This window comes from Ruegeria sp. BHSA191 (assembly GCF_059613325.1).
This window is the reverse complement of sequence record NZ_JBXWSH010000002.1, coordinates 218,349-234,825: the sequence shown is the minus strand read 5'-3', so window position 1 is coordinate 234,825 and position 16,477 is coordinate 218,349. Positions and strand designations below refer to the sequence as shown.

General features: G+C 64.2%; 17 protein-coding genes. 6 read left to right on the top strand and 11 right to left on the bottom strand.

Annotated elements, in window-relative coordinates; genetic code table 11:
- Window positions 1-47 precede the first annotated feature (47 nt).
- Window positions 48-2,198, bottom strand: coding sequence for a polyribonucleotide nucleotidyltransferase (gene pnp, locus AC2FNS_RS03055; protein ID WP_496683292.1), 2,151 nt, complete (start codon window positions 2,196-2,198; stop codon window positions 48-50).
- A gap of 285 nt (window positions 2,199-2,483) precedes the next feature.
- Here pnp and AC2FNS_RS03050 point away from each other — a divergent pair, with 285 nt between their 5' ends.
- Window positions 2,484-3,230: a DUF3299 domain-containing protein gene (locus AC2FNS_RS03050; protein WP_496710835.1), complete on the top strand. Its 747-nt coding sequence runs from the start codon at window positions 2,484-2,486 to the stop codon at window positions 3,228-3,230.
- A gap of 240 nt (window positions 3,231-3,470) precedes the next feature.
- Here the strand turns inward: AC2FNS_RS03050 and AC2FNS_RS03045 are convergent, their stop codons facing one another.
- On the bottom strand, window positions 3,471-3,788 hold the full coding sequence (locus AC2FNS_RS03045) for a potassium channel family protein (protein ID WP_496683298.1): 318 nt from the start codon (window positions 3,786-3,788) through the stop codon (window positions 3,471-3,473).
- Between the two features lie 3 nt (window positions 3,789-3,791).
- On the opposite strand from AC2FNS_RS03045, the gene AC2FNS_RS03040 reads away from it, so the two are divergent.
- The gene (locus tag AC2FNS_RS03040) at window positions 3,792-5,231 is read left to right on the top strand and encodes a metal-dependent hydrolase family protein (RefSeq protein ID WP_496710834.1); all 1,440 of its coding nucleotides are present in this window, start codon (window positions 3,792-3,794) and stop codon (window positions 5,229-5,231) included.
- Window positions 5,232-5,306: 75 nt separating this feature from the next.
- On the opposite strand, the gene rpsO is transcribed toward AC2FNS_RS03040, so the two are convergent.
- The 6 genes from rpsO to rbfA form a co-directional block, all read right to left on the bottom strand.
- Window positions 5,307-5,576 (bottom strand): 30S ribosomal protein S15, encoded by a 270-nt coding sequence (gene rpsO / locus AC2FNS_RS03035; protein WP_490360262.1) that lies wholly within the window; start codon window positions 5,574-5,576, stop codon window positions 5,307-5,309.
- A gap of 143 nt (window positions 5,577-5,719) precedes the next feature.
- Window positions 5,720-6,805 (bottom strand): calcium-binding protein, encoded by a 1,086-nt coding sequence (locus AC2FNS_RS03030; RefSeq protein WP_496710833.1) that lies wholly within the window; start codon window positions 6,803-6,805, stop codon window positions 5,720-5,722.
- A gap of 94 nt (window positions 6,806-6,899) precedes the next feature.
- The gene (locus tag AC2FNS_RS03025) at window positions 6,900-7,409 is read right to left on the bottom strand and encodes a DUF1643 domain-containing protein (protein WP_496683303.1); all 510 of its coding nucleotides are present in this window, start codon (window positions 7,407-7,409) and stop codon (window positions 6,900-6,902) included.
- A gap of 22 nt (window positions 7,410-7,431) precedes the next feature.
- On the bottom strand, window positions 7,432-8,337 hold the full coding sequence (gene truB / locus AC2FNS_RS03020; protein WP_496710832.1) for a tRNA pseudouridine(55) synthase TruB: 906 nt from the start codon (window positions 8,335-8,337) through the stop codon (window positions 7,432-7,434).
- A 54-nt stretch (window positions 8,338-8,391) separates the two neighbouring features.
- The gene (locus AC2FNS_RS03015) at window positions 8,392-9,114 is read right to left on the bottom strand and encodes a phosphodiester glycosidase family protein (RefSeq protein WP_496710831.1); all 723 of its coding nucleotides are present in this window, start codon (window positions 9,112-9,114) and stop codon (window positions 8,392-8,394) included.
- A 17-nt stretch (window positions 9,115-9,131) separates the two neighbouring features.
- Complete coding sequence (rbfA, locus tag AC2FNS_RS03010; protein WP_496683311.1) at window positions 9,132-9,527, bottom strand: 30S ribosome-binding factor RbfA; 396 nt, start codon at window positions 9,525-9,527, stop codon at window positions 9,132-9,134.
- 92 nt (window positions 9,528-9,619) lie between these two features.
- Here rbfA and dapB point away from each other — a divergent pair, with 92 nt between their 5' ends.
- Complete coding sequence (gene dapB / locus AC2FNS_RS03005) at window positions 9,620-10,429, top strand: 4-hydroxy-tetrahydrodipicolinate reductase (RefSeq protein ID WP_496710830.1); 810 nt, start codon at window positions 9,620-9,622, stop codon at window positions 10,427-10,429.
- Here the strand turns inward: dapB and tmpB are convergent.
- Both tmpB and tmpA read right to left on the bottom strand, forming a co-directional pair.
- Entirely contained in the window at window positions 10,426-11,016 is a 591-nt protein-coding gene (gene tmpB, locus AC2FNS_RS03000) for a (R)-1-hydroxy-2-trimethylaminoethylphosphonate oxygenase (protein ID WP_170342010.1), read from the bottom strand. The genes dapB and tmpB overlap by 4 nt on opposite strands.
- On the bottom strand, window positions 11,013-12,149 hold the full coding sequence (gene tmpA, locus AC2FNS_RS02995) for a 2-trimethylaminoethylphosphonate dioxygenase (protein ID WP_496803770.1): 1,137 nt from the start codon (window positions 12,147-12,149) through the stop codon (window positions 11,013-11,015). Before tmpA ends, tmpB begins: the two co-directional genes overlap by 4 nt.
- A 98-nt stretch (window positions 12,150-12,247) precedes the next feature.
- Between tmpA and AC2FNS_RS02990 the strand changes: the two genes are divergently transcribed.
- On the top strand, window positions 12,248-13,108 hold the full coding sequence (locus AC2FNS_RS02990; protein ID WP_496683321.1) for a LysR family transcriptional regulator: 861 nt from the start codon (window positions 12,248-12,250) through the stop codon (window positions 13,106-13,108).
- Window positions 13,109-13,112: 4 nt separating this feature from the next.
- Here AC2FNS_RS02990 and AC2FNS_RS02985 read toward each other — a convergent pair whose 3' ends face one another.
- Window positions 13,113-13,295: a DUF1674 domain-containing protein gene (locus AC2FNS_RS02985; RefSeq protein ID WP_093964397.1), complete on the bottom strand. Its 183-nt coding sequence runs from the start codon at window positions 13,293-13,295 to the stop codon at window positions 13,113-13,115.
- Window positions 13,296-13,383: 88 nt separating this feature from the next.
- On the opposite strand from AC2FNS_RS02985, the gene AC2FNS_RS02980 reads away from it, so the two are divergent.
- Window positions 13,384-14,643 carry an RsmB/NOP family class I SAM-dependent RNA methyltransferase gene (locus AC2FNS_RS02980; protein ID WP_496710829.1) on the top strand — a complete coding sequence of 420 codons (1,260 nt, stop codon included), beginning with the start codon at window positions 13,384-13,386 and terminating at the stop codon, window positions 14,641-14,643.
- An 88-nt stretch (window positions 14,644-14,731) separates the two neighbouring features.
- Window positions 14,732-16,471, top strand: a complete 1,740-nt coding sequence (locus AC2FNS_RS02975; RefSeq protein WP_496710828.1) for a heparinase II/III family protein — start codon at window positions 14,732-14,734, stop codon at window positions 16,469-16,471.
- Window positions 16,472-16,477 lie beyond the last annotated feature (6 nt).

Sequence of the window (16,477 nt, the reverse complement as noted above, 5' to 3'; positions counted from 1 at the left end):
ACCCCGGCCGGAACCGGGGTCTTGGATCAAGCAAGGGGCAGGGCGGATTATTCCGCGCTTTCCTCTTTCTTTTCCTTCTTCTCGGGCACGATCTCTTCGCCGGTTTCCTGATCGACGCATTTCATCGACAGGCGCACCTTGCCGCGATCGTCAAAGCCCAGCAGCTTGACCTTCACTTCCTGACCTTCCTTCAGAACGTCCGAAGGATGGTTCAGGCGGCGGTTCTCGATCTGCGACACGTGGACCAGACCGTCGCGCTTGCCAAAGAAGTTCACGAAGGCGCCGAAATCGACGATCTTCACGACCTTGCCGGTATAGATCTTGCCCTCTTCCGGCTCGGCCACGATCGAATGGATCATGTCATAAGCCTTCTGGATGGCTTCGGCGTTCGGCGAGGCGATCTTGATGATGCCGTCGTCGTTGATGTCGACCTTGGCGCCGCTGGTTTCCACGATCTCGCGGATCACCTTACCGCCCGAACCGATCACTTCGCGGATCTTGTCGGTCGGGATCTGCATGGTTTCGATGCGCGGGGCGTGGACCGAGAACTCGGCGGTCTCGCTCAGCGCCTTGCCCATCTCGCCCAGAATGTGCAGGCGGCCGTCCTTGGCCTGGGCCAGGGCCTTCTCCATGATCTCGGGCGTGATGCCCGCGACCTTGATGTCCATCTGCAGCGAGGTGATGCCGTTTTCGGTGCCCGCCACCTTGAAGTCCATGTCGCCCAGGTGGTCTTCGTCACCCAGGATGTCGGTCAGAACGGCGTAAGAGCCGTCTTCTTCCAGGATCAGGCCCATGGCCACACCGGCCACCGGCGCCTTGAGCGGAACGCCCGCATCCATCATCGACAGCGAGCCGCCGCAGACCGATGCCATCGAGGACGAGCCATTCGACTCGGTGATCTCGGACACAACGCGGATGGTGTAGGGGAAGTCGGTCGGCGCCGGCAGAACCGCCTGCAGCGCGCGCCAGGCCAGCTTGCCGTGGCCCACTTCGCGGCGGCCCGGAGGGCCAACGCGACCCACTTCACCGACCGAGTAGGGCGGGAAGTTGTAGTGCAGCAGGAAGTTCGATTTGAAGTTGCCGTGCAGCGCGTCGATGAACTGTTCATCGTCACCAGTGCCCAGCGTGGTCACGGCCAGCGCCTGAGTTTCGCCACGGGTGAACAGGGCCGAACCGTGGGTGCGCGGCAGCAGGCCGGTTTCGGCCACGATCGGGCGCACATCGGTGGTCGAACGACCGTCGATCCGCTTGCCGCCCTTCACCACGTCGCCGCGCAGGATGCCGGCTTCGAGCTTTTTCATCGCCGAGCCGAGATTCGGGTCTTCCAGCTGCTCTTCGGTCAGGGCGGCCTTGATGGCCTCGCGCGCGGCGGCCACGGCTGCGGTGCGCTCCTGTTTGTCGGTGATCGCGAATGCGGCGCGCATCTGCTCTTCACCGGCGGCCTTCACGGCGTCGTACAGCGCGGAATAGTCCGGCGGGGTGAATTCGAACGGCTCTTTCGCGGCTTCTTCGGCCAGGCTGATGATCAGGTCGATCACCGGCTGGATCTGCTGATGCGCGAAAGTCACTGCGCCCAGCATCTCGGCTTCGGACAGCTCGTAGGCTTCCGATTCCACCATCATCACAGCGTCCTTGGTGCCGGCAACAACCAGGTCCAGGCGCTGCTCGGGGTTCAGGCGCAGGTCCTGCATGTCGTCAACGGTCGGGTTCAGGACGTATTCGCCGTTGGTGTAGCCCACGCGGCAGCCGGCGATCGGACCCATGAACGGTGCGCCTGAGATGGTCAGAGCGGCCGAGGCGGCGATCATCGCCACGATGTCGGGGTCGTTGACCAGATCGTGGCTCAGGACGGTGCACATCACCAGAACTTCGTTCTTAAACCCGTCAACGAACAGCGGGCGGATCGGACGGTCGATCAGGCGCGCGGTCAGCGTCTCTTTCTCGGTCGGACGCGCCTCGCGCTTGAAGAAGCCACCCGGCACCTTGCCGGCAGCATAGTATTTTTCCTGATAGTGCACGGTCAGCGGGAAAAAGTCCTGACCGGGCTTCTGTTCCTTGGCGAAGGTCACGTTGGCCATGACACTGGTTTCGCCCAGGGTGGCAATCACGCTGCCGTCGGCCTGACGGGCAACCTTGCCGGTTTCCAGTGTCAGCGTCTCTTCGCCCCACTGAATTGATTTCTTCGTTACATCAAACATTTGCGTATCCTAGAAGGGAGCTCTCCCAGGCCCATCCCGGGTCTCCCGTTTGCGTGGCGGCCCCATTGCCGCCGACCCCATTCATCCTTGTTTCGAGTGCCGGGGTCAGGGCACAACGTCTCAGATGCTGCGCGCATACAATAGAATCCGCCGGATTGAAAGAGAAACCGAACGGCCCCGGCCCGCACGGGCAAGTGGGGCTATGGACGCACCGGGGTCGCGGCGCTAGGGTAGCGGAAGGAGGCGTTCCGTTGTCGTCGGATCGACCCAAGCGGAGGGACAGGTATGCGAGTCGGACGAGTGTTGGCCCCGTTGGCAGCCTTGCTGATGGCGGCTCAGGCGACCTTGGCCGGACCCGCGCCGCTGAACTGGTCCGACCTGCGCGACCCCGCGGTGCAGCAGTTCGAGGACCCCTATCGCGACCTCAGCCCCGAACAGTTCGACGATGTGCTGTTTGCCGTGCGCCTGCGCGGGCGTCTGCAACAGGATCGCGGCACGTCCGAGGACCGCCAGAACTGGCAGGAATTGCTGGATGAAACCGAAGACGCCCTAGCCGCCGACGGGATCGATGTGGACTGGTTGTTGGATCAGCGCGCGGTCGTCACTGAGCGCCGCCGTCGCGCTGCCACGCAGGGCAATCCCGTGCTTGACGGTCAGACCGTGACCTTGGCGGGCTTTGCGATCCCCGCGCCACCGGATGCCGACGGGCGCGCCGTGGCTTATCTGGTGCCCGAACGCGGCATGTGCAGCCACATGCCGCCGCCGCCGCCGAACCAGATGGTCCGCGTTCGGCTATCCGATGACTGGGCGCCCACCTTCAATCACGAGCCGGTTCGCCTGACAGGTCGGCTTGTCATCGACCCGTCCGATCAGCAGATGGTCGTCGTGGACGGGTTGATGCCGATGCGCGCTACGTTCCGTCTTGATGTGATGGACGCCGAGCCGTTGGCACAGACGGCGCCGTCGACCGAGGATGCCGCCGAACGGCTGCGCGCCGCTGCCCGGCGCAAGACCGGCGGGGCCTCGGACTGATCCTGCTGGTCGAGGGCCGGCGAAAATCGCACCGAAACTGCATTATTGCGCAACCGGTCGATTGGTCACGAGGTAGAATTCGTTCGCCGCAAAAAATGAAACGATAGGATTTCCGCCGGAACCCGCCCGGACTTGGACTCTTGCGAAAAACACGAAGCCTTACGGTAAGCAGTCATTTCTGTGCGCGTCCGGTCGCCCCGGGAAGTCGGGCGAATTGCCCTGCGGTTGGAGTTGCTGGCGTCATTGCCGCAACAAAGCCTTCGCAAATTGAATGAACATTGCGATGAACACGCCGACCCCTACGAAAATGTAGATCACGGTGAAGATCTTGCCGATCTTGGTCGCCGGGGACAGATCGCCGAACCCGACCGTCGACAGAGTGGTCGCGCTGAAATACAGCGCGTCCACCCAATGCCAGCCCTCGACACTGCTGTAGAACAGCGTGCCGGACAGAAGAATAAGCACACACAGCAGCAACCCACCCCGAAAATGCGGATCATCCCAGGATCGGACGATCGCCTTGAGCAGACGGTAGGCATTGAGGATCAGAGCAATCATTCTATGCGCCCTCAGGTTGTTTTGACGATTTCTCAGTTAGGCTTCAACTTCTCGAGTGAAATTCCGCATGTACAAATCGGATTATTTGCTAAGATGCCGGTGTTTGACAGGAGATACTTTATGCGTATTCATCTTTTGGTGGCCATGGTTGCCGCCACCTCGGTTTCCGCGCAGCAAGACCCGGCTCAGACCCTGATCACCAATGTGCATGTATTTGATGGCGTCAACGACGGGCGCATCGAAAACGCGAATGTTCTGATCGAGGGTAACCTGATTGCGGCTGTGTCAACAGACCCGATCTCGGCCGAAGGAGCAAATGTGATCGACGGTGGTGGGCGCACCCTGATCCCGGGTCTGATCGATGTGCACTGGCACACCCTCTATTGTTGCAGCCCGCAAAGCTCGGTTGTGACCGATGATATTTTGGGTGTGGCGATCCGTGGCGCATTGGGGTCCGAAGGCACTCTGATGCGGGGCTTCACGAGCGTCCGTGATGTTGGCGGCAATTCCTTCGCCATCAAGAAGATGATCGACGCCGGCGAAATCCCCGGTCCGCGAATCCTGCCGTCCGGTCCGCCGATCACGCAGACGGGCGGGCATTTTGATTACCGCCCTTATCAGGCGGTGCCGACAAACGAAGGCGATGCTTTGTGGTATTGGTACAGTGTTGGCCTGATGATGCAGGCAGACGGCGTCCCGGAAGTCACCAAGCGGGCTCGAGAAGTCATGCGTATGGGGGCCACGCAGCTAAAGATTTCGGGCGGCGGCGGTGTGTCGTCCACATACGACCCGCTGGACGTTCGCCAATACACAAAGGATGAAATCGAAGCCTTTGTCGAAGTGGCCGACACCTACAACACCTATGTTGCCTCTCATCTTTTCACCGACGATGCTGCGCGCATCGCGATCGAGGCCGGTGTGAAATCCATCGAGCATGGCTTCCTCATGAGCCGTGAGACCATGGAAATGATGCGTGACAATGACGTGTGGCTGTCCGTGCAACCGCTGCTGGATGACGAAGACGGGTTTTCCTTTGATGACCCCGTCAGCCAACAGAAGTGGATCGACGTGACCAACGGCACCGATTTCACCTACAAGACCGCAAAGGAAGTGGGGGTCAAAACCGCCTTCGGGACCGACATCCTGTTCGACCCGAAATTGGCCGAGCGGCAGGGGGCGTTTCTTGCCAAGCTGCAGCGGTGGTACTCTCCTTACGAGGTTTTGCAGATGGCCACTTCGACCAATGCCGAACTGCTGGAATTGTCCGGCCCCCGGCACCCTTATCAGCAAGGACCGCTGGGCCAGATTACAGAAGGCGCTTATGCCGATTTGATCCTTGTGGATGGCAACCCGCTAGAAGACATCGATCTGGTTGCCGACCCACAGGAAAACTTCGACCTGATCATGAAAGACGGTGTGGTCTACAAGAATACGCTGGACTGAACACCGTGCTCCTCTGACAATAAAACGCCCGCCAAATGGCGGGCGTCTCGAACTTGAAAGCGGTGTGTTCCGCGCTTAGCGGCGGATGCCCAGCTTTTTGATCAGGTCCTGATACCGGGCTTCGTTCTTGCCCTTCAGGTAGTCCAGCAGCTTGCGGCGCTGGGCGACCATCTTCAGCAGACCACGGCGGCCGTGGTTGTCTTTCTTGTGGGTCTTGAAGTGCTCGGTCAGGGTGTTGATGCGCGAGGTCAGGATGGCAACCTGGACTTCCGGCGAACCGGTGTCGCCGTCCTTGGTTGCGAATTCTTTCATGACGCGTGCTTTTTCTTCGGCAGTGATCGACATCGGGGTCTCCTTTACAGGTTAGAGTTGATGGCGCAGGCCGGGATGTCGTCCAGCACAGGCCCATGGAGAAAACCGCACCGATTCCGATGCGGATGGGCGCGTATAGGCGCATTTGGCGCAAATGGCAAAGGGATTCTGGTCCGTCAGCCGGTGGCGGTGGATTGGGAGTTCGTCAAGGTCGAAACCAACTCGATATCGTCCAGCGTCAGCCCCTCGGCGTCGAGCAGCTGTGCCACCAACTGCCCGTTGACCAGCACCTGCGTCATGTCCGGGTTGTCGGCATCCTGTTCGATCGAGATCTCGGGCGCCTCGGGCTGGTCCCAGGACACCAGCAGTTTGTCCTGCCCGTGGGCAAAATCCATGACGGTCACTTCCGGCCCGTCCGGGGCGCCGTCGAAGATGAACGTGTCGCTGCCCGCGCCGCCGGTGGCGATGTCGCCCGGGCCGGCCAGGATGGTGTCGTCTCCGGCCCCCCCGTTCAGAAAATCGGTGTCCGGGGTGTCTTCGCCATCGGACCCGTCCAGCGTGTCGTCCCCGTCGCCGCCGAACAGGGCATCCTCGCCCGCGCCGCCGGACAGGTGGTCATCGCCATCGCCGCCCTGCAGCGAATCCTCACCCGCATCACCGACCAAGCCGTCGTCACCCTGCCCGCCATAAAGCTTGTCCGCGCCGGAACCGCCGGTCAGCCTGTCGTCGCCGTAATGGCCAAACAGCCTGTCGTCGCCGGTGCCGCCATCCAGAGTGTCGTCGTCATCCTGCCCGTGCAGGGTGTCGTCGCCCGCGCCGCCGGTCAGCCTGTCTGCGCCCTGATCGCCGAACAGAACGTCATCCCCGTCGCCGCCTTCCACGGTATCGTCGCCGCCGTATCCGTTGATCTGATCATTTCCTGTACCGCCGGCCAGAACATCGTCGCCTTCGGTCCCGGCAATGACCAGGTTGCCGTCATGGTCGGACAGTACGGTGCCGGCAGAGGGTGTCTCCTCCGCATTCGTCGCGCTGTCCTCGGACGCAATTTCGTCAGTCGCGGTTGCCGTGACGGGTTCGACAAGGTTGCCCTCGCTGGGCACGTCGTCGATCTCGAGCAGGTTGCCTTGGGACAGGTCGTCGATCTCTTCGTCATCGATCACGTCGGTGTCTGTCTCGTCCTCTTCCGAGGGCGAGAGGACATCGCTCATGGCATAGGCGGCGCCGCCGATGGCGGCCAGTCCAAGCAGGCCAAACAGGAACATGAAACCCTCCGAGCGGAAATTGCTCCGAGTGTGAAATATCCCACCCGATCAGGGCGTTGGTCAAAGGCTACCTTCCTCTGTGGTTAACCGTTGGTCACCGGCCCCAAGACTGCGGTTGCTGCGAATAGGCGATGTACAACGGGTGCTTGGGGTGGCCGTCCTTGGTCAGGCCCAGGTGGAACAGCGGCTGGCCGGTGCCGCGCAGCAAGCGCTCGACCGCCGGGCCGCGATCCAGATGCGCGCCATGGGTGCCCCAGGCGGCGATCACCTGATCGGCCCAGTCCACGCCGGCCAGGATGGCAGCGTCGTTTTCGGGTCCCACCGGATCGGCCGCTGCGCGCATCTTGCGCGGGTCGGTGTCGCGCCAGGCAAAGATGTTGGTCACCTGGAACGCCCCGAAACCCAAGGCCCGCGCGCGCCGCTCGCAACGCTCGACGGTCGGGTCGTTCTGCACCTCGGTCGCGGTCGAGGGGTTCAGCATCACGAACAGCGCCCGCCGCCCGGCCGGATCCCAGATGCGGGTCAGGCTGTAGCGATAGCGTTCGCAGTCGGAATAGACAGCTGTTGAGGGCGCATCGCCCTTGGTGTGGGACCGGGTGATCATGCGCCTTCGCTTAGCACGGGACCTAACCGGCGAACACCCGGCTGGGGTGCAACTCACCGGATTTGTAGATCCCTACCGCCACGGCCTTGCCGTCGAACGAGGCCCAGGCCTCGTCGCCGTATTCCACGTCGCTGGCCAGAACCATGCCGGGGTTGCCGTTGCGCAGGCGGGTGGCGCCTTCGGGGGTGCATTTCAACTCGGGAAGGTCGGTCAGACCTTCCTCCAGCGGGCGCAGGTAGTCATCCAGCGCCGGGGTTTTCGCCATCTCGTCGATTTGCTCGATGCTCAGGCCGTCTTCGACGTCGAACGGGCCGGACCAGATCCGGCGCAGCGCCTTGACATGGCCATGGCAGCCCAGCGCCGCCCCCAGATCACGGGCGATCGAGCGGACATAGCCACCCTTGCCGCAGGTCATTTCCAGCACGACATGATCGGGATCGGGGCGGTCGACCAGCACCAGTTCCTCGATCCATAGTGGGCGGGCGGTCAGTTCGACATCCTCGCCGTCGCGGGCCAGCTTGTAGGCGCGCTGGCCGTCGATCTTGACCGCCGAGAACTTGGGCGGCACCTGCATGATCTCGCCCACGAGGGGCAACAGGGCCTGCTTGATCTCGTCATCGGTGGGGCGCAGGTCACTTTCTGCGATCACTTCGCCCTCGGCATCGTCGGTATTGGTGGCCTGACCCAGCCGCACGGTAAAGGTATAGGCCTTGAGCGCATCGGTGATGTAGGGAACGGTCTTGGTGGCCTCGCCCAGGGCCACGGCCAGAACGCCGGTGGCCTCGGGGTCGAGCGTACCGGCGTGGCCCGCCTTCCTGGCGTCCAGCGCCCAGCGAACTTTGTTGACCACGGCGGTCGAGGTCATGCCCGCGGGCTTGTCGACCACCAGCCAACCGGAAATGTCACGACCCTTGCGTTTGCGTCCCATGATGCACCTTGTCGTCTGTTAAGGCGCGCGACCTAGCGGATCGGTCCGACGCTGTCAATTTGCCGGGATGTCCTCGACCACGCCGACGATCGGTCCCAGCGAGAAGCCCACGTCCGACCGGTTCGCCGCCCGGTCATACATACGCGAGATGTTGCCGTCGAAAAACAGCGCGTTGGGCGTGTTCAGCACGTCGCGGAACAGACGACCGAATTCATGGAAGGTGACATAGTCCTCAGAGATCACGAACACAGCACGGCTGCCATCGGCGCTGGTGCCCACCCCGTTGCGCACATAGCGCGAGGTCGACTCCTCGAGAAACCGTGGATGCAATTCGCCGTCGATCACCAGCATCGGGCCGGATTGGGTGGCAAAGCGGCAATCGGGTTTGCGATAAAGATAGTCCAGCGTCTCGAACACCTCGGCGCGGCCGTCGCGGATGCAGAACACCCCGTTGGGCAGCAGGCCGAAATTGCCGGGGCCGGCGTTGGGAATCACGCGCATGAGTTCCTGCCCGTCTTGGACATAGTGGCCCACGGGCGAGCGGTCCTCGTGATACATTCCGGCGTTCATCGCAAAGCTCAGGCGCTGGCCAGCATCGGCCAGTTCCTCGTTTACCGACGAGAAATGGCCCAGCACCTGGCCCGAGTCGTCATACAGAAACAGGCGCAGGTCCTCGGTAGTGGCATCGACCTCGCACACGGTATAGCGACGGTCTTCGTGGGCCACGCGCTCGCACGTCACAGCCGCGGCCTGTCCGGCCCAGAGCAATGCGATCACAGCGGCGGTCCTGCGGATCACTCGTCCAGGTCCCGGCGCACGGCGTCCTGTTCGAACATCCGGCGGGTGTCGTCCATGCGGTCGAACGTGTCGTCCAGCCGGAAGCGCAGGTCGGGGGCGAATTTCAGGCCGACCTTCTTGCCGACCATGCGGCGCAGCTCGCCCTTGTTGCGGGCCAGCAGCTCGATCACGGTGTCCTGCCCCTTGCCGCCCAGCGGCAGCACATAGGCGGTGGCGATCTTGAGGTCGGGCGAGGTGCGCACTTCGCCCACGGTGATCGACAGGCGGTTCAGGTCAGGGTCGTGTACGTCGCCGCGCGCCAGCACCTCGGACAGGGTGCGGCGGATCAGTTCGCCGACGCGAAGTTGCCGTTGCGAGGGGCCGGGGCCGTCGTGGAATTTGTTCTTAGCCATGTCCCCGATCTAAGCGCAAAGCGGGGCTTTGCCAAGCGGCCCCGAACCGGGTAGGAGGCTTTGAGCCGAATTTCAGAAGAAGGACCAGCGCAATGACGCATATTCCGGGAATCGTCGTGACCGGGGCTTCGGGCCGGATGGGGCAGATGCTGATCAAGACCATCACCGACAGCGATCAGGCGCGGCTGGTCGGCGCGGTCGAGCGCGCTGGCCATGACTGGATCGGTCAGGACGTTGGCACCGCGATGGGCGGCCAGCCGCTGGGCGTGACCGTCACCGACGATCCGCTCGAGGCCTTTGCGCAAGCCCAGGCGGTGATCGACTTCACCGCGCCCGAGGCGACGCTGGAGTTCGCCGCGCTGGCGGCGCAGGCGCGCTGCGTGCATGTGATCGGCACAACCGGCATGAGCGATGAACAGATCGCTGCGCTGGAACCTGCCGCGCGCCATGCGGTGATCGTGCGGGCGGGCAACATGAGCCTGGGCGTGAACCTGCTGGTGCAGCTGACCAAAAAGGTCGCCGCCGCGCTGGACGAGGATTTCGACATCGAGGTGATCGAAGCCCATCACCATCACAAGGTCGATGCGCCTTCGGGGACGGCTCTGATGCTGGGCGAGGCCGCGGCCGAGGGGCGGGGCGTAGACCTTGCCGATGTCGCCGACCGGGGCCGCGACGGGATCACCGGCGCCCGGCAGCGGGGCCATATCGGCTTTCACGCCATCCGCGGTGGCGACATCGTCGGCGAACACGACGTGCTGTTCGCCGCGGCGGGCGAACGGATCGTGCTGCGCCACGTGGCGACCGACCGGGCGATCTTTGCCCGAGGCGCGCTGAAGGCGGCGCTTTGGGGGCAGGGCAAGGCCCCCGGCCAATATGACATGGTGGATGTGCTGGGGCTTTAACCCTCGCCCAGATGCCGGTCGACCATGCGCTGAACCATCGGCGCGAAATGGTCGAAGCCAGGGGTGTCCATGTCGGGCCGTTTGCCGGCCTCGTCCAGATACCGGACCTGGATGATTTCCGTCAGGTTCGGGTTGGCCTCGAATGCGGCGACTTCCTCGGCGCTCATCGGGCCGCCCTGCAATTCCAGCGTATGGACCGAGGCCGCCGACAGGCGGTTGAAATACTCGGGCTTGGTTGCACACAGATATCGCTTGGCCGCGACGTGATAGCGGCAGCAATCTGTGATGACCGACGGAAAGAACCGCTCCAGCATCTCGGCGCCGGCATCCTCGTGGTGGCGGTCCTCGGTGTCGTCGGGGTGGTAGGTGCCGAATTCCGAGGTGAAATGTCCGATATCGTGCAGCAGAGCGCCCACGATGATCTCTTCGGGCATGCCGTTCTGCTCGGCGATGGTGGCGCCCTGCAGCATGTGCTGGGCCATGGTGACCGGCTCGCCCAGGTATTCCTCGCCTCCGCGCCGGTCGAAGATATCGGCGATGAAGGCCACGATGTTGTCGCGGGTCAGGGTCTGGAAATCGGGTTTCATTCCGCCGCCTCTGGTTGCGCCATCCGCATAGCGGCGAGGGTCGACAGCAGCCCGTCCTTGTCGGCATAGCATCCCTGCAGCCAGCGCGACCCGGCACCCGAATATCCCAGACGCGCATGCAGGACGCGGGTGTTGTCGACGATGAAGCTCTCGCCCGGTTCCAGCTTGAACGCCACGCCCATGGCTGGGTCGTCGATGATCTCGCCCAAACGGCGGTAGGCGGCGTAATAGGCCTCCATCCGGTCGAAGGGCACATCCACGAACGGGGCCGAGGACCGGTTGTTGAAGCGGATGCCGATCAATTCGCCATCGGGCGACAGCTCGATCATCGGGCGGCGCGCGCGCAGGCAGACCCCGTCCGAACCGCGGTATTCGAACCGCGCGGGATAGCCGGCCAGCAGGGCAAAGCCTTCGGGGTTTTCGGCGCGCAGGCGCTGGGCCGCGCGAAAGCCGTCGACCACGATCGACTCCCCGCCTTCGGCGCTGTTTTCCAGGCAATAGAGGATCTGCAACGTGGGGACCGGGTCGCGATAGGGATTGTCGGTATGCGCCTGCAGGCCAAGGCCGGTATAGGCCAGGTTGGTCGGGTTCACCTCGGTCCGAACCTCGAAATAGGGGCCATAGTTGGTCTCGCGCACATAGCCGAACAGATCGGCGACCTTCAGCAGCGAACCGGGTTCCGTCGGGCCGTTGGTCAGCTTGGCAAAGCCGTATTCGGCGACCGCCGCCAGCCAGTCGCGCTTGGCGGCGGGGATTTCATGCACCTGCGTCCAGTCGCCGGCCGGGGCCGCGAACCCGCCGTCCCAAGTGGTGATGCCGGGCGACAGCCAGCCCATCGGGCGGGTCTGGTCCCGATCATAGACATGCGCGGCCAGCCAGTTTGCGGGGAAGCTGACGGTCTTGTCTTCGGGGGCGAAGGTCACCTGCAGGTCACCGCCCGCCACCTCGGCCGCTTGAAACGCGATCTCTGCCGGAATGTCGCCGATCGTGATCAGGCGCTGGCCGTTGCCGGGGTCGCGCGTCTGCGGGTCCAGCGCATTGTCGCGCAGCCAGATGGCGTGGAAACGGGCGCGGGTGCCGTCTTCGAACTCAACCGAAACGACCGCCGGGCCATGGGTGGCGTAGCGCAGCATGGGACTCTCCTGTTCAGCGCAGGCTTTGATTGAGGAGATACGCGCGATATGGCATTACGACAATTAAGTCTTGTTTCCTCTGAGGGTTGGAAAATCTAATGAGCAAGAAAAAGGTCGGCCTGCCCCCGCTGGACTGGCTGCGCGTCTTCGAGGCGGCCGGGCGGCTGGGCGGATTTTCGGCCGCGGCGCGCGAGTTCGGCCTGACTCAGGCGGCGGTCAGCCAGCGCATCGCCAATCTGGAATCCTGGCTGGGCCGGTCCCTGTTCGTGCGCGAGGCGCGCGGCGTGTCGCTGACGGTCGAGGGCGAAAGCTATCTGCCGCTGGTGCAGGACAGCCTGCGCGCGTTGGAACGCAACACCGAGGATCTGTTCGGCACCGCCCCGCGCGCGCTGCGGGTGGCCGGGCTGTCCTCGCATATCCAGGCGCTGGTGTTGCCCAGCCTGGGGGGCTTTCGCGCCCTGCGGCCCGAGGTGCAGGTCACCACGGATTCGGTGGCCCGGCGGTCCTCGCTGGAGGACGAGCGGACCTGGCTTCAGATCCGCTATGGGCGTGGCAACTGGCCGGGGCGCGCCGCGGACCTGATCGCGCCCGAGATTCTGACCCCGATGGCGGCACCGGGCGTCGACTGGGGCGCGCCGGTGATCGACCTGCGCGGCGAACGGCCCGGCTGGCAGGACTGGATGCAGAAGACAGGCGATACAGACCTGCCACGCGCCGGTCTGAGCTTTGACTCGATGGAACATGCCCTGAGCGCGGCGCGGCAGGGGCTGGGGGTCGTTCTGGGGTCGGTCGCCCTGGCCTCGGTGGATCTGGCCTCGGGCCGCCTGATCCGGCTGGGGCGTCTCGACCTGGAAACCCGCGACGGATACTGGCTGACATGGCCGCGGGACCGGGCGCAGTCGAAAAAGCAGCAGGCCCTGATCGGCGATTTCCTGCAGGCCCTGCGCGCGGCAGTCTGAGCGGTCAGAAATCGATCGCGATGCCCTTCTTCTCCCAATCGCCATAGCGCGCGGGATCGGGGCCGTCGCGCCCGCCAAGTTCCTTGGGCAGGGGTTTGGCCTCTGCTTCGGCCTTGCGCCGGCGCTCTTCGGCCTCGGCCAAGGCGCGCTGGGCGGCGGGTGGCAGATCTGTGCGGTCGTCGCTCATGACATCGGGTTCCTTTCCGTGCATGGCCTTGATATACGCCCTCGTCCGCTGATGGCAATGCGGGCGAAAACCTTGCAAAGGCGGTTTCATGTCCAACACCCCGACAGAGGCGCGGCGCAGCGTCATCTATCTGCTGGATCAGATCCTGGGCGAGGGGCGCTTGCTGTCCGAATGCCTGGCGGCCGGGGCGCTGGATCGCCTTGCTCCCGAAGACCGCGCGCGGGCGCAGCGGCTGACGCTGGAGACCTTGCGCGGACTTGAACGCGCCGACCGCCTGCTGGAGGGGCATCTGCGGCGCACACCGGCTTTGACCGTCCAAAACGCGCTGCGTCTGGGAACGGTCGAACTGTGCCAAGGCGAGGCCGCGCATGGCGTTGTGAACGCGATGGTCGAGATCATCGGCCGCTCGCGCAAGCACGGGCGGCTCAAGGGGCTGGTCAACGCGGTTCTGCGCAAGATCGCGGCCGAAGGCCCCGAGGCCTGGCCGAAGATGCGGGTGCCGCGCCTGCCGGACTGGCTGCGCGAACCGCTGATCGCGGCGTGGGGTGCGGATGCGGTCAAGGGCATGGAGCAGGCCCATTTCGCCGGCGCGCCGCTGGATCTTTCGCCAAAACCCGGTGCAACGATCCCCATGGGCATCGAACTTCCGACCGGCTCGGTTCGGGTTGCTGACGCGGGTCAGGTCTCGGCCCTGCCGGGTTATGCGAGCGGAGACTGGTGGGTGCAGGATGCCGCCGCTGCCCTGCCGGCGCGGATTCTGGCCCCCCGGCCCGGCGAGCGGGTTCTGGACATGTGCGCCGCGCCCGGCGGCAAGACGCTGCAACTGGCGGCGGCGGGGGCAGAGATCACCGCGCTGGACATTTCCGAGGCCCGGCTGTCGCGGGTGCGGGAAAATCTCGAACGGACCGGGCTGTCGGCCCGGGTGGTCGCCGGCGACGCGCTGGACCATCAGGGCCAGTACGATGCGATCCTGCTGGACGCGCCCTGTTCGGCGACCGGCACCATCCGGCGTCACCCGGATCTGCCCTTTGCCAAGGACGGCTCCGAATTCGGCGGCCTGATCGCATTGCAGGCCCGGATGCTGGCCCATGCCTGGACCCTGCTGAAACCCGGCGGGCGGCTGGTTTATTGCACCTGCTCGCTGCTGCCCGACGAAGGCGAAGTGCAGATCGAAGAGGCTCTGCCGCAATATCCCGACATGCAGGTGGACCGCGCCGCGCTGCAGGTGCCCGGCGTTCAGCCCGACTGGCTGACCGATGAAGGCGGGTTGCGCCTGCGTCCCGATTATTGGCCCGATCTGGGCGGCATGGATGGGTTCTACATCGCCTGCCTGAACAAATCGGCCTGACCGGTCGCTTTTCGATGACTTGACGAACCGGCCCGGCTATCGTTGGTTCAAACGCCAGCAGAGCGGCAGGGGCAGAGCAACACACGTCATGTCGAATTCGGACACCATGGCCAACCGATGGGTGCGGTTTCAGAACCGTCTGTATGCGCGTCTCAGCCAGCGCCGCAAGCCCGTCAGCGGCTTTGCCGGTCAGCCCGAGCCGCGCACCGTCGGTTCATTTGCGCGCGGGCGGCAGCTGGTGGCCGGAAATCTCTTGTTTGCCGGTTTTCTGGTCGAGGCCCGCGATACCGGCCTGTGGGAGGTTCAAGCCCCCAACGCTGCGTTCGAGGATGAACGGCATGGATTTGCCTGGCTGGACGATCTGGCAGCAGTGGGTGATGCCGCGGCGCGGGAAAAGGCGCAACGCTGGGTCTGGGGTTGGATCGAGACCCACGGCAAGGGGCAGGGTCCGGGTTGGGCCCCGGACCTGACCGGACGCCGCCTGATCCGCTGGATCAATCACGCGCTGTTTCTGCTGCGCGGTATGGACGAGGCCCACAGCCGCCTGTTTTTCCGGTCTCTGTCACAGCAGACATGGCTCCTGTCCAAACGCTGGCACGCGGCGACACCGGGATTGCCGCGCTTCGAGGCTTTGGCAGGCTTGGTTCAGGCAGGATTGGCGCTGGAGGGGATGGAAGACATCTCGGACCCGGCCGTTCGGGCCCTGGCGCGGGAATGCGAGGCCCAGATCGACGCCCAAGGCGGCATTCCCACGCGGAATCCGGAGGAATTGCTTGAGGTTTTTACCCTGCTGGCCTGGACATCCGCTGCGCTCAGCGAAGTCGGGCGCGGCACGCCCGCCGCTCAGACGGCAGCAATCAAACGGATTGCTCCGACCCTGCGCAGCCTGCGTCATGCCGACGGCGGGCTGGCCCGGTTTCACGGCGGTGGCCGCGGCGTAGAAGGCCGGTTGGAACAGGCCCTTGCCCAAAGCGGGGTCAAACCCAAACCCGTCAAAGGTCTGACCATGGGCTATGCCCGTCTGGCCGCCGCCCGCACCACGGTGATCATCGACGCAGCACCCCCGGCCAAAGGGGCGGCCTCGTACATGGCGCACGCCTCGACACTGGCTTTCGAACTGACCTCGGGGAGGCGGCCATTGATCGTCAATTGCGGTTCGGGCGAAAGCTTCGGGTTGGAGTGGCGTCGGGCAGGGCGCGCCACGCCTTCGCATTCGACCCTTTGCCTGGATGGATACTCCAGCGCCCGGTTGGCTGCTCCGGCCAAGGGAACCGCGAACGAAGCAATGGTGGACGCCCCGAGCGAGGTGCCGGTGGAGTTCGAAGATTCGTTCGAAGGCGCGCGCGTGATGGCGGGCCATGATGGGTACGCCAAGGTGTTCGGGCTTACCCATGCCCGTACGATCGAGCTGCGCTTTGACGGGCGGGAGGTAACCGGTGAAGACATCCTTCTGACGGCCACCGACAAGGCAAAACGCCAATTTGATCGGGCGGTTGACGCATCCAAGCTGTCAGGGATCGGTTTTGATATCCGGTTTCACCTGCATCCGGACGTGGACGCCGCGTTGGATCTGGGGGGGTCTGCGGTTTCGATGGCGCTCAAAAGCGGCGAGATCTGGGTTTTTCGCCATGGCGGCGCCGGAAAATTGTCTCTTGAGCCAAGCGTTTATCTGGAAAAAGGCCGTCTGAAGCCCCGCGCGACAAAACAGATCGTTCTATCCGGCCGCGCAATCGAGTATGCGACGCGCATCCGGTGGACGCTGAGCAAGGCGCAGGATACAGCCTATGCCGTGCGCGACGTGCACCGGGACGAGCCCGATTTCGACTGAGCCAAA